This window comes from Parahaliea mediterranea, assembly GCF_017255185.1.
GTDB lineage: Bacteria > Pseudomonadota > Gammaproteobacteria > Pseudomonadales > Halieaceae > JAFKCZ01.
In genome coordinates, this window is record NZ_JAFKCZ010000006.1 from 75,676 (window position 1) to 88,725 (window position 13,050).

At 65.6% G+C, this 13,050-nt stretch carries 9 protein-coding genes; 3 read left to right on the forward strand and 6 right to left on the reverse strand.

Translation table 11 applies throughout. The features are described from left to right. Positions 1-71: 71 nt before the first annotated feature. Together JYP50_RS08995 and JYP50_RS09000 are read left to right on the forward strand one after the other, a co-directional pair. On the forward strand, positions 72-1,256 hold the full coding sequence (locus JYP50_RS08995) for a hydroxymethylglutaryl-CoA reductase (RefSeq protein ID WP_206560178.1): 1,185 nt from the start codon (positions 72-74) through the stop codon (positions 1,254-1,256). A gap of 119 nt (positions 1,257-1,375) precedes the next feature. Further along, the gene (locus JYP50_RS09000; protein WP_206560179.1) at positions 1,376-1,798 is read left to right on the forward strand and encodes a nuclear transport factor 2 family protein; all 423 of its coding nucleotides are present in this window, start codon (positions 1,376-1,378) and stop codon (positions 1,796-1,798) included. A gap of 54 nt (positions 1,799-1,852) precedes the next feature. On the opposite strand, the gene JYP50_RS09005 is transcribed toward JYP50_RS09000, so the two are convergent. Further along, positions 1,853-2,980: a hypothetical protein gene (locus tag JYP50_RS09005; RefSeq protein ID WP_206560180.1), complete on the reverse strand. Its 1,128-nt coding sequence runs from the start codon at positions 2,978-2,980 to the stop codon at positions 1,853-1,855. A gap of 170 nt (positions 2,981-3,150) precedes the next feature. Between JYP50_RS09005 and JYP50_RS09010 the strand changes: the two genes are divergently transcribed. Continuing rightward, positions 3,151-4,095 carry a zinc-dependent alcohol dehydrogenase gene (locus JYP50_RS09010; protein ID WP_206560181.1) on the forward strand — a complete coding sequence of 315 codons (945 nt, stop codon included), beginning with the start codon at positions 3,151-3,153 and terminating at the stop codon, positions 4,093-4,095. A 16-nt stretch (positions 4,096-4,111) separates the two neighbouring features. Here JYP50_RS09010 and JYP50_RS09015 read toward each other — a convergent pair whose 3' ends face one another. From JYP50_RS09015 to nirB, 5 genes are all read right to left on the reverse strand, one after another. After that, entirely contained in the window at positions 4,112-5,617 is a 1,506-nt protein-coding gene (locus JYP50_RS09015) for an FAD-binding oxidoreductase (protein WP_206560182.1), read from the reverse strand. Positions 5,618-5,742: 125 nt separating this feature from the next. Further along, positions 5,743-7,644, reverse strand: a complete 1,902-nt coding sequence (locus JYP50_RS09020; protein ID WP_241262995.1) for a DmsC/YnfH family molybdoenzyme membrane anchor subunit — start codon at positions 7,642-7,644, stop codon at positions 5,743-5,745. Beyond that, positions 7,644-9,842 (reverse strand): molybdopterin oxidoreductase family protein, encoded by a 2,199-nt coding sequence (locus JYP50_RS09025; protein ID WP_206560183.1) that lies wholly within the window; start codon positions 9,840-9,842, stop codon positions 7,644-7,646. The genes JYP50_RS09020 and JYP50_RS09025 overlap by 1 nt, the downstream gene beginning before the upstream one ends. A gap of 14 nt (positions 9,843-9,856) precedes the next feature. Then, positions 9,857-10,207: a nitrite reductase small subunit NirD gene (gene nirD, locus JYP50_RS09030; RefSeq protein ID WP_206560184.1), complete on the reverse strand. Its 351-nt coding sequence runs from the start codon at positions 10,205-10,207 to the stop codon at positions 9,857-9,859. A gap of 21 nt (positions 10,208-10,228) precedes the next feature. Further along, complete coding sequence (nirB, locus tag JYP50_RS09035) at positions 10,229-12,769, reverse strand: nitrite reductase large subunit NirB (RefSeq protein WP_206560185.1); 2,541 nt, start codon at positions 12,767-12,769, stop codon at positions 10,229-10,231. Positions 12,770-13,050: the final 281 nt, after the last annotated feature.

Consider the following 13,050-nt stretch of genomic DNA (forward strand, 5'->3'; position numbering starts at 1 on the left):
CCGCCCCGCGTTGACCCGCGCCGCGGGGGCGCGTACCTTTTCCCGGGGATATAACAACCAGGAGAAAACCCGTGAGCAAGCGCATCCCCCGTTCCCCCGACAACGACTACAGCCCCGGGATCATCGCCGAACGGCAGCAGTTTATCGAGGACAACACCCCCGCCCGCCTTGAGCATACCCGGCGCTACTCCTTCGCGCCCGGCGACATGGCCGGCAATATCGAGAACCTGTTCGGCGTGGCCCAGGTACCGATCGGTCTCGCCGGCCCGCTGCGGGTGAACGGCGAGCACGCCCAGGGAGAGTTCTACGTACCGATGGCCACCGTGGAGGGCACCATGCTGGCCAGCTACAACCGCGGCATGAAAGTGATCCGCGAAAGCGGCGGTGTGCTGACCACCGTGTGCGGCGAAGCCATGCAACGGGCCCCGGTATTCGTGTTCAAAAATGGCCGCGACGCCCGCGACTTCGACCAGTGGCTGGCGCAAAATGTCGAGCGTATCCGGGCGGTGGCCGAAGCCACCACCTCGGTGGGCAAGCTCAGGGAGATCGAGCACTACATCGCCCACAACATGGTGTTCACCCGCTTCGACTACAGCACCGGCGACGCCGCCGGGCAGAACATGACGAGCAAGGCCACCTTCGCCGCCTGCGAGTGGATTCGTGGCGAGCAGCCGCTGGTGTCGCACTACTTGCTGTCGGGCAACTTCGACACCGAGAAAAAGACCTCCTCGGTCAATATGCTCAAGGGTCGGGGCCGCCGGGTCACCGCCGAGGTCACCGTTCCGCGCCAGGTGCTGATCGACAACCTGCGCATCACCCCGGAACAGATGCACTACGGCCAGGGCATCAGCACCCTCAGCGCTTTTCTCAGCCAGTCCTCCAACAACGCCGCCCACCCGGCCAACGGCCTGGCGGCGCTCTACCTGGCCACCGGCCAGGACATTGCCAACATCGGTGAATCCAACCAGTGCACCACCTACAACAAGGTGACCCGCGATGGCGACTACCACTTCTCCATTACCCTGCCGGCGCTGATCGTGGCGACCTATGGCGGCGGCACCAACCTGCCCACCCAGCGGGAGTGCCTGGAGATCATGGATTGCTTCGGTCCGGGCAAGGCGCTGAAACTGGCGGAAATCGCCGCCGCCCTCACCGTCGCCGGTGAACTGTCCCTCGGCGCCGCCAGCCGGGTCGACAAGGAGAGCCGCCGCAACGAGTGGGTGGACGCCCACGAGCGCCTGGGCCGCAATCGCTAGGCAATAAAACGACACTTGTTCGCCCGCGGCTCAGAATCCTGAACCCGCGGGCATGGCGCGGCGCCCCCTCGGGGCTATCATGCTCACAGGCACAAAGAAACGGGCGGGAGTGGCGCGACATGGACAAGGCGGAACAGAACAAGGCCCTGGTGAGCCGGTTTTTCGACAACCTCAACACCGGCGACGTGGACGCGGTGGTATCGGCCTACGCCGACGATGGTACAGTGGAGACCATGGGGAACACGCTGATATCCGGCGAATATGAGCGCGCGCAGTTACCCGACGCCATCGGCCGTATCTTTAACGTGTTTCCCGACGGGCTGAGTTTCACCGTGCGCGACATGGTCGCCGAGGGCGAAAAGGTCGCGGTGGAAGCGGTGTGTGCGGGTGAGCACGTCTCCGGGCAAAGCTACGAAAACCAGTACCACTTCCTGTTCGAATTCCGCGACGGCAAATTGCGTAAACTGCGCGAGTACATGGACACCGAACAGATCACCGACGTGCTGTGCTCCGGCCAGCGCCCGCCCTTCGGGGCCGACTGACGGCCAGTTGGCAAGCCCGCGACCAGACCCGCGGGCCCATTCGCTAGCCGCGGCCTATTTCGCGCCGTCGAACCAGTCGGCAAAGCCGTAACTCGCGGAGGGGCCGATGTGCATCTGCTCCAGCACGCCGTGCCCCACCTTGCCATTACAGGTGGCTCGCACCACCTGCTGCACGTGAATATTCTCCAGCGCCAGCGGGTCCAGCTCGCTGTCGACCCAGCTCTCGCCACCGATCGCCAACTCGTCGTGCCACTTGCCGTGCCCCCAGTCCGGGTGCTGATAGCCCAGCCCCTTCATGCGGTGCACCAGCACCGGCTCGACGGTGATTTCCAGGCTATCGCCGGAGCGATCGCGCATGGTGATGACGCCGCCCCGGGCGCGCCGGGTACCGGGATTCCACTCCAGGCGGTGCCCCACCGCGCCCTGCCACACGCGCGCGGCGGGGTCGGTGGTGCCGGGTATCTCGTCCGCCGCCGCATAGCGCGGCAGGATGCACTGGTCATTGTGCCACTGGTGGCCGCTGTCGTCCTCGAACCAGCCCGCCAGCGAGCACTCGTCCTCCCAGTGAATGGGCAGCCAGCAGAAGTGGACGCTCTGGAAACTGTCGATGGGGGCGCCGCCGGGGTAGCTCTCGCCCACCGGGCGCAGGCCCCAGGAGCGGTCCTTGAGACCGAAGGTACTCGCCCCTTCGACGCGCAACTCCCTGCCGTCATAGCGTATCCAGCCCTCCCAGGTACCGAACTGGTCCAGGCGGGTGGCGTCCATGACCAGATGCCGTTCGTTGCGCAGGGTCTGGCGCCCCTCTTCGATACAGGCGGTGCGCGGCGTGTACAGCAGGTCGCAGGCGATGCCGGTGTCGTTGTCGGCAATCGTCACCCGGTGCCGCCCCATCGGTTCGAGAATGTCCAGGCGAAAGGGCCCGACGCGGGTATCGGTCGGCTCGGAGGGCGCTCGGCGGGAGCCGTGAAAGGCGTACTGGCGGCCGTCGACCGCCAGGCTCAGGCTGCAATCCATGATGCCCAGGTTGGGGTAGCGGCACAGGCCGATGCCGAAGTAGAAGCCCCCGTCCCGATCGTGGGCGTTGTACCAATAGCGGTCGTAGGTACAGCGGTCACTGGTGGCGGTCAGGGCGATCGGTTCCGCCGTCTGGTGAATGGGGTAGTCGTCAAAACGGCTTAGCATGGCGCGGCCTCCTGGTTTGTGTCGTTATTCCCGCAGCTTGGGTCAGCCGTTTGAGGGGCACAAGCGCCACGCCACAGCGGCTGTACGAACGTATAGTAAACCATACCGGCGGTGTCGCAATGCCCCCGCCGGCCGCCTACACTGACCGCAACAGACGGAGGTGAAAGCTCTTGCGCGCAATACAAATCATCGATGGGCAGCCACAGCTGGTGCACCAGCGGCTCGGCGAGGCGGATGCCGACAGCGTACGCATCAAGGTCGCGGCCTCCTCCATCTGCGGCTCCGACCTGCACCTGATTGCGCGGGGCTGGGCGGAGGGCCGGGTGCTTGGGCACGAATTCGCCGGCCACACCCCGGACGGCACCGCGGTGGCGGTGGAACCCCTGTACGGCTGCGGCGACTGTACCTACTGCCGCGACGGCTACCTGGCGCACTGTGAACAGGGCGCGACCCTGTTGGGGGTGTCCGCGGCCGGCGGGATGGCCGAATACGTGCAGGCTCCCGCCTCGACCCTGGTACCCTTGCCCAGCGGCCTGGCGGTGACAGACGCCTGCCTGGTGGAGCCCCTGGCGGTCGCGGTCCACGGGATTCACCGCGCCCGCGTGCAAAACACCGACCGCGTACTGGTGGTCGGCGCCGGCGCCATCGGGCTGGCGGCGGCCGCCGTGCTGCAAGGGCGCGGGCTGCGCTTCGACATGGCGGCGCGACACCCGCGGCAACAGGAATCGGCGCAGTTCTTCGGCGCTCGCCTGGAAGCGGGCGACGGCTACGATGTCGTGCTCGACGCGGTGGGCAGCGAAGATTCCCTGGCCCAGGCCATGCGCAGCGTACGGCCCCAGGGTCGGATCGGCGTGCTCGGCAGCTTCTGGCAGCCGGTGAGCCTGGACATCAGCTGCTGTATGAAGGAGGTGGAACTGCTGCCGTCGATGACCTACAAATGCCGGCCGCCGCAGCGAAGTTTCGACGAGGCGGCCACCTTGCTGGCCGGCAATCCCGCCTTCGCCGGGCACCTGATTACCCACCGTTTTCCGCTGGAGGGCGCCGCCGAGGCCTTCGCAACGGCCGCCGACCGCGCCAGCGGCGCGATCAAGGTGAGCTTCTCCCCCCAGGGCTGAGGCCGCCGCTCCCGGCCTAAACCGTCGGCTCGATGTTGGCGTTGAGGCGAAACAGGTTGCGCGGATCGTAGCGGTTCTTGAGCGCCACCAACCGCTGGAAATTGTCCTCGAAATTGGCCTGTAACTGCGCCGCGCGCTCGTTGTCCTCGGCCACGTTGGTGTAAAAGCCCCGGGTGTGCGGCTCCAGTTGTTTCCAATAAGCCCGGATATAGTCCCGGTGCGCCGGGCCGTCCGCCTCCGGCGGCCAGGCCAGGATCACCATCATATCGTGGCTGACATAGCGCTGGGAGAAGGCCGTATCGCCCGGCGCGACGCGACCGATGGCGCCGCCGGCATGCTGGAAGTAGCACTGGGTCAAACGCCCGGGGTCGGGCTCGAGGCCCTGCAGGATGCTGTCGATCAGTGCCGGGGTAATGCCTTCACAGAAACCGTCCTTGACATAGGACACCATGGCCCGCGGGTCGGAGAAATCGCCGGAGCGCTGCAGCGCGACATAATCCACCGCCCCGACGCTGTCTTTGAGCGGCTTGCCTAGAGCGCGAAACGGCTGCATCAGGCGCTCGAAATCCGCGGGCGGGCCGGAGTAACAAACATCCAGCACCGCGAACCCGGGCCCGTCCCCGGGGGGATGGCCCACACCGCAGTCCAAATAGAACGCGTCGGGCAGGCGCATCGAGTGTTCCGCGTAGGCCTCCAATACGTCGCGGGCGCGGTCGATCGGATACACCCACTTACCGCCGATCACCTCCCGCTGCATGGGGTGCAGGTCAAAGGTAAAGTTGCTGACCACCCCGAAGTTGCCGCCACCGCCGCGCACGCCCCAGTAGAGGTCGCTGTTCTGGTCGCCATCGGCGTGATGGAAGCTGCCGTCGGCGGTCACCACATCCACGGCGCGAATGTTGTCCAGCGCCAGGCCGAAGCGGCGCGCCACGCGGCCGAAACCGCCGCCGGTGGCCAATCCGCCCACCCCGGTATGGGATACCGTGCCGGCGGTGGTCACCAGGCCCCGGGCCAGGGTCTCGTGGTCGATGGCGCCCAACAGGCTGCCGCCGGTGACATAGGCGAGCCGGCGCTGGGTGTCCAGCTGCACGTTGCGGTAACTGGACAGGTCGATCAACAGGCCGCCGTCACAGGTGGACTTGCCGGAAAAGCTGTGGCCGCCGCACTTCACCGCGACCACCAGGTCGTTGGCGCCGGCGAACTGCACCGCCGACTGGATATCCGCCGGGCCGGTCGGCTGCACGATCAGCGCCGGGTGCTTGTCGATCACCGGATTGAGCACCAGCCGCGCAGTATCGTAGGCGGGCTTGCCGGGCAGCAGCAGGCGCCCTCGCAGGCTGTCCGCCAGTTCCTGTACGCTCGCCCGGGGCAGGACCTGTTCGCGGCCCTGGAGACTCAGCGCCTGCAGGTCGGCATCCACCTGCTGCAGTCCGGCATAGACCCCCGCCATCACCCCGCGCGGGAGCAGCGCTCCCGCCAGCAGGGCGGCGACCCCGGCGTGACAAAATTCGCGTCGTTGCATGGTTTGCCCCCTCCCCCCCGCGCCGCGCGAATCGCGGACGGCTCCCGAGTAGTCAATACCGCAAGACTAGTCCAGCCGGGCCAAGTTGCCCACATGCGAACAAACAACCATGGCGAGACGGCAGCTCAGTGGGCGTCGGGCACGACCCCCACCTGGGGCATCGTCGCCAGGCCAATATCCCGGGCGTGTTGCTCAAAGCCCTTGTTCTTCCAGAAAAAGGCGCCGGGCATGGTGGTGGGCACCACCAGCACATAGAACAGCGCGCGGCCGACCGCGGCGACGCTCACCGCGCACAGGGCCAGCAACAGCCACAGGCCTAAACCCGCGGCGCTGGCGACATACAGTGGCGCGCACAACAGTCCAACCGCCGCCAGGGCCAACAGGGCATTGCGGGCGAGATAGGTCTTGCCGAAAGTGGTGCGCTGCACGTAGTGGGACACCGCCCCCTCATTCTCGGCCGTGCTCATATCGCGGGCGTGGAGATAGAGCCCCAGGCCTTCCAGCGCCAGGCCAAACCCCATCAACAAACCGCACCAGCCCAGCAACTCCGCCGGCGCCAGGCCGGCAAGAACCAGGGCCACGCCGCCCACCGCTGCCAGACCAAGGGCGCCGAGATAGAAGCAGCAACCGAGGAAGGAAAATGCGGTCTGGTGGTGATTCCAGAAAGGTCGTGCCTTGATGCGGTAGCAGCGATACATATAGTACAGCCCCAGCGCCGCGCTGATCAGCGCCAGCGCGCCAGTGACACGCGCCGCCGAGGCGAACAGCCCGGCAAAGGCCGCCAGCCCGGGCAGGTAGTCGAGCACCCAGACTTGCTGTGCCAGGCTCGCCAACAGGTGCAAGCTGGCAAAGGCCATAAAGCCGGCGACACCCGCGCCCTCCCGGGCCACGGGCGAATGGCGGATATTGTTGAAGCCCCGGTAAAAGCGCAGGGGTTTGCCCAGGTGTACGGTCGACATAAACAAGCCAAAGGCCACCATGCCCAGGCACAGCAGCACCGCCCCGGGATAGACCGGCGAATTCACCACCGTGGACACGACCCCGCTGCCCGCCAGCGCGCCCAGGTACAGCATGGCGAACAGGCCAATCGCCGCCTGGGCGGCCAGGGTAAACAGCACCAGCGGGTTTTCCCGGCTGGACAGCCGCGCCAGGTTCCACAGGCGCGCGGTGCCGGCCTTTTTGTCCACCGCCGGCCGGTAGTGACCGGCACTGTCGTCGCGGCGGTATTTCACCGGCGCCGAGTCGGTGCGTGTCAATTCCCGCGGCATGCTGCGGGTCTGCTGAAAACGGATGTTGGGCTGGGTGATGGCCGGGTCCGGGAAGCCGGGGATGCGGGTGTCGATCTGCTCCCGGCGTTCGGGTGTGTTCTCCACCACGCCGAAGTTCAGGGCATTACCCAGGCAGGCCGACACGCAGGCCGGTTTCAGGCCGACCTCGAGCCGGTCCACGCACATATTGCACTTCTCCACCTGGCCCGCCACCGGGTCCAGCTGTGGTGCGTTGTAGGGGCAAACCCAGGTGCAGTAACCACAGCCGAAGCAGATATCCGGGTCCTGGATCACCGCGCCGTACTCGGGGTGCTTGGTGTAGGCCCGCGTGGGGCAGCCCTTGAGGCATACCGGGTCGTCGCAGTGGTTGCAGGCCATGGAGATATTCATGCGCACGAAGTTGGGATAGGTTCCCCCCTCGACGTAACCCACGCTGCGAAAGCTCAGGTGCGGCGGCAGGTCGTTTTTCTCGCTGCAGGCGGACTCACAGGCGTGGCAGCCGATGCAGTTATCCGCGGTGAAATGGAAGGCGTGCTGTTTGTTGCGATTGGGGTTGAAGCCCTTCTCGCTCACGCCATTGATATTGAGCGAGCTCGCCTCTTCCACCAGGTCGATCAGGGCGATACGGTTGCCGTAGCGGTTGAGTTCCTCGCTGCTATTGTCCTTGAGCAGGGCGTAGTCCGGCTCGTTGTGGCGCAGCGGAAACAGCGACTGGGAGGGGCGCGCATTGTCGATCGGCTCGAACAGTTGCACCGTCATCAGTAGGCCCTCATCTCGCGGTTGAGTCGCGCCGCCTCGGCCTGGTCGACCCGTTCGATGCGCACCGCCGCCTGCTTGAAGGCCGGCTGGCGCGAATGTGGGTCCAGCAGGCCCAGGGACACACGGTTCACACAGTCGTGGAAGTGAAAGGGCACGAAGATCATATTGCGCGGCACGCGCTGGGTCAGCTGGGCCAGTACGATGGCGTCGCCGCGGCGGGATACCAGCCGCACGTACTGCATATTCTCCACACCCAGCTCGCGGGCCGCGTCGGGGTTCATTTCCATGTAGGCGGTGGGGCTGAACTTGTTGCAGTTACCCACCTTGCCGGTGCGGGTGCGGGTGTGGAAGTGCTCCACCACCCGGCCGCTGTTGAGCCAGAAGGGAAAGTCGCTGTCAGGCTTTTCGTTATTGTCGGCCCAGGGCAGCGCCAACAGTTTGGCCTTGCCGTCGGCAAACTGGAACACGCCATCGGCGTAGAGGCGCGGCGTACCGGTTTCATCGCCGTCGCGCATCGGCCACTGGATGCCACGCTGCGCCAGGATTTTGTCATGGCTCATGCCGGAGATATCCAGCATGCGCGGCTGGCCGTTGGCCCCGGTGCCCACCGACAGGGCCTTCATCTCCTCGAAGACCTCGGACGCGCTTTCGGGAAAACGCATGCGCCGGCCCTGCTCCCAGCGTTTGGCCAGCTGGTTGAAGATCCACAGGTCGGGCCTTGAATTGCCCAGCGGCGCGCTGACCGGCGTCACCCGGTTGACCCGGCGTTCGGTGTTGGTGAAACAGCCGTCCTTCTCGGCCCACACGCTGGCGGGGAAATAGACGTGGGCGTACTGGGTCGCCTCCACGTCCGCGTAGGCATCCTGCACCACGCAGAACTCCAACTTTTCCAGGGTCTTGCGGATACGCCCGGTGTTGGGCATGGAGGTCATGGGGTTGGTGGCCACCAGCCACAGCGCCTTGATCTGGCCGGACTCGATGGCCGGGAAAATATCGGTCATAAAGCGGCCGCGTTGCTCGGGAAAAAACGCCGGGTCCACGCCCCAGAAGCTACCGACCTGCTCCCGGTGCGCGGGGTTCTCCAGCGCCCGGTAACCGGGCAGGCCGGAACAGGACGACCACTCGCGGGTGCCCATGGCGTTGCACTGGCCGGTAATCGACAGGGAGGTACCCCCGGGCTTGCCGATATTGCCGGTGATCAAATTGAGGTTGTTGATCGCGCAGACCCCGTCGGAGCCGTGGGTGCTCTGGTTGATGCCCATCGTCCAGATACTCATCGCCGCGCCGGCACCGGCGTAGAGCCGGGCCACGTGACGGATGGTGTCCTCGTCGATGCCGGTGATTGTCGCCGCCATGCCCGGGTCGTACTCCGCCACCAGGGCCGCGAAATCCTCGCGGCCATTGGTGTGCGCGGCGATATAGTCCTCGTCCGCCAGGCCTTCCTCGAGGATCACATGGCACAGGCTGTTCAGCAGTACCAGGTCAGTGCCCGGGGTGATGGGCAGGTGGATGTCGGCGAACTGGGCGAACATGGTGACCCGCGGGTCGACCACGATGATCGGGAAGCGGCGCTGCTCCAGGGCCTCTTTCAGGCGCCAGTAGATGACCGGGTGCTGCTCCGGCAGGTTGGAGCCAAAGGCCAACAGGCAATCGGTGTGGGAAAAGTCGTCGTAGCAACCGGGAGGGCCGTCGCTGCCGAAGGAGCGCTTGTAACCGGACACCGCCGAGGCCATGCACAGGGTGGTGTTGCCGTCGTAGTTGTTGGTGCCGATCACCCCGCGCACCAGCTTGCCCAGCGTATAGAACTCCTCGGTGAGAATCTGGCCGGTGGACACCACGGCCACCGCGTCGCGGCCGTACTTGTCCTGGATACGCTGGAATTGTGCGGCGGTGCGGTCGAGGGCCGTGTTCCAGTCCACACTCTGCCAGGGATCATAGCTGTGCGCGCGCAGCAGGGGCTCGGTGCCTCGGCCACTGGCATTGAGGATGCCCGCCTCGGTAATGCCCTTGATGCACAGTTTGCCCCGGTTGACCGGCGCGTCCGCCACCCCGCGGGTGGTCACCGCCTTGCCATCGGCATCCAGCCCCACTTCCATGGCGCAACCGGTGGAACAGTAACCACAGGTGGCGTACTTCCACTGCACCACACCCTTGTCGCGCAGGATGATGGGGTTTTTCTTGCGTCGTCCAAACAACATCGAGGCGCTACTCCTCAGTTACCGGCCTGTACTTGCACCTGGTCGCCATCCATGCGTACCGGGTACACCGGCAGGCAGACCCGCGCGTCCTCCAGGCACTGCCCCGTGAGCAGGTTGTAGTGTTCCTTGTACAGCGGCGAGGCCACCACCAGTTGCCCCTGCAGATCGCCCACAATGCCGCGCGACATCACATTGGCCCGGCCGACCGGGTCGCGGTTGCCCAGGGCAAAAACCTGTTGTTCTGTTTCCGGCAGGTAGAAGATCGCCACCTGCTCCCCCGCCACTAGCGCACACACTCCGGAGTTCGCCACCAGGTCCGCGCGCAGGCAAACGCCCTGCCACACCAGTTTTTCCACCACATTCATATCCAGTTTCCCTTCCACCGATTACTTCGCGCCCGCCGCACTTGCTACTCTCGCTACCAGGCGAATCTTCTCCTCCGGCCGTGCCGGGCGGTTCTGGCCGCGCTCCTGCACGAACACCACCTCCGGGTCGCCGCCATCGGCATTGACGAACTGGCGGAAGCGCTTGAGTTTCTCCGGGTCGTTGATGGTGGTGTTCCACTCGCACTGGTAGGTGCCGACAACGGACGCCATCTGCTGCTCCAATTCGCTGCAGATACCCAGGCTGTCCTCGATCACCACCTCCCGCAGGTAGTCGAGACCGCCCTCGAGGTTGTCCATCCACACCGAGGTGCGCTGCAGGCGATCGGCGGTGCGGATGTAGAACATCAGGAAGCGGTCGATGTAACGAATGAGCGTTTCATCGTCGAGGTCGGTGGCAAACAGGTCGGCGTGGCGCGGCTTCATGCCGCCGTTGCCGCAGACGTAGAGGTTCCAGCCGTTCTCGGTGGCGATCACGCCGAAGTCCTTGGACTGGGCCTCGGCGCACTCGCGGGTACAGCCGGACACCGCGGACTTGATCTTGTGGGGCGCGCGCAATCCCTTGTAACGGTTCTCGATGTATATGGCCATGCCCACGCTGTCCTGCACGCCGTAGCGGCACCAGGTGCTGCCCACGCAGGACTTCACCGTGCGCAGCGCCTTGCCGTAGGCGTGGCCGGTCTCGAAACCGGCGGCCACCAGCTCGCGCCAGATGTCCGGGAGCTCGTGTTGGCGGGCGCCGAACAGGTCGATGCGCTGGCCGCCGGTGATCTTGGTATACAGGCCGTATTTCTTCGCCACCTCACCCAGCACGATCAGCTTGTCGGGCGTGATCTCGCCGCCGGCGATGCGGGGCACCACCGAGTAGGTGCCGTCCTTTTGCATGTTGGCGAGGAAGGTGTCGTTGGTATCCTGCAGGCCCACGTGGGGCATTTCCAGCACGTGTTCGTTCCACAGCGAGGCCATGATCGAGGCCACCGCCGGTTTGCAGATATCGCAGCCCCGGCCTCTACCGTGTTTGGCCAGCATGTCGTCGAAAGTCTTCAACTCGCCGACCCGGGCCAGGTGATAGAGCTCCTGGCGGGTGTGGGGAAAGTGCTCGCAAATACTCTTATCCACGGTGACACCGCGAGCGCTGAGCTCGTCTTCCACCAGATTCTTGAGCATCGCCGCACAGCCGCCGCAACCGGTGCTCGCCCTGGTCTCGGCCTTGACCTCCCCCAAGCTGCAGCATCCACTGTCCAGGGCTTCGACGATGCCGCCCTTGGTGACGTTGTGGCAGGAGCACACCGTGGCGCTCATCGGCAGGGCCGCGGCCCCCAGCAGCGGCTTGTCGCCCGCCGCCGGCACGATCAGGCTCTCCGGTTCCGCCGGCAATTCGATGCCGTTGAGAAAGTACTGCAGCAACGTGTCGTAGTCTTCGCAGTCCCCGACCAGCACGGCGCCCAGCAGGGTCTTGCCGTCGCCGCTGGTCACGATGCGTTTGTAGACCTCCGCGCGCTCGTCGCTGAACACGTAGGAAATACTGCCTTCGATGCGAGCGTGGGCATCGCCGATGGAGCCCACATCCACCCCCAGCAGCTTCAACTTGGTGCTCATATCGGCACCCTGGAACTGCGCCGGTTCACCCGCCAGCTGGTTCGCGACCACCTCCGCCATACGGTAACCGGGGGCCACCAGGCCGTAGATGCGGCCGCCGAACAGCGCGCATTCGCCGATGGCGAAAATGTCGGAGTCCGAAGTCTTGCATTTATAGTCGATGACGATACCGCCGCGCTCGCCCACCGCCAGCTCGCTCTCCCGGGCCAACTGGTCGCGGGGCCGGATGCCGGCGGAGAACACAATCATATCGGTGTCCAGGACGGCCTCGTCGGCAAAGTTCATCGCCAGGGCGGCGCCGCTACCGTCGACGATCTCGCGGGTGTTCTTGCTGGTATGCACACGCACGCCCAGGGCCTCGATCTTGCGCCGCAGCATCCTGGAACCGCCCTCGTCCAGTTGCACCCCCATCAGGCCGGGGGCGAACTCCACCACATGGGTCTCCAAATCGAGGTTGCGCAGGGCATTGGCGCACTCCAGGCCCAGCAGTCCCCCGCCCACCACCACGCCGGTGCGACTATCTTTGGCCGCGGCCTTGATGCGGCCCAGGTCGTCGATGGTGCGGTACACCAGGCAGCGTTCGTGGTCGGCGCCGGACACCGGGGGCACGAAGGGATAGGAACCGGTGGCCATCACCAGCTTGTGATAATCAAAACGGCGACCGGAGGCGGTAACCACGGTCTTCGCCGCGCGCTCGATTCTGGTCACCGGGTCGCCGAACACCGCCTGCACGCCCCACTCCCGGTAGGTGTCCCGGGTGGCCAAGGCCAGCTCGGCCGGCTCGCGCCCACAGAACACCTCCGACAAGTGCACGCGATCGTAGGCCGGCCGCGGTTCCTCGCCGATCACGGTGATGTGATCGCCGGTACCGAGGCCGACCAGGGTCTCGACGAAATGGTGGCCGACCATGCCATTGCCGATTACGACGATCTTGCGGTCGTTCATAGCATTCTCTCTCCGATTGTCATTCGCGCCCGTGACGCGGTGGCGGTATGGGCGAAACACAGCGACGCCCTCCGCAGCCGGCCGTGAGGCAGGCGTGCAGGAGCGTCGTTGCTCGTGGAGGGAGACAGCGGTGTGGGGTGTTGCACCGAGAATTGATACAAGCTACGTGCCAGAACTGGCTTTTTCTTTAGTTATCAGCGGCTAAAGATTCCCAACGGCGGACCCGGCAGATCTGGAAAGCCACATGGGAGTGCAAGAACGCCGGCCCCTGACCCGATTTG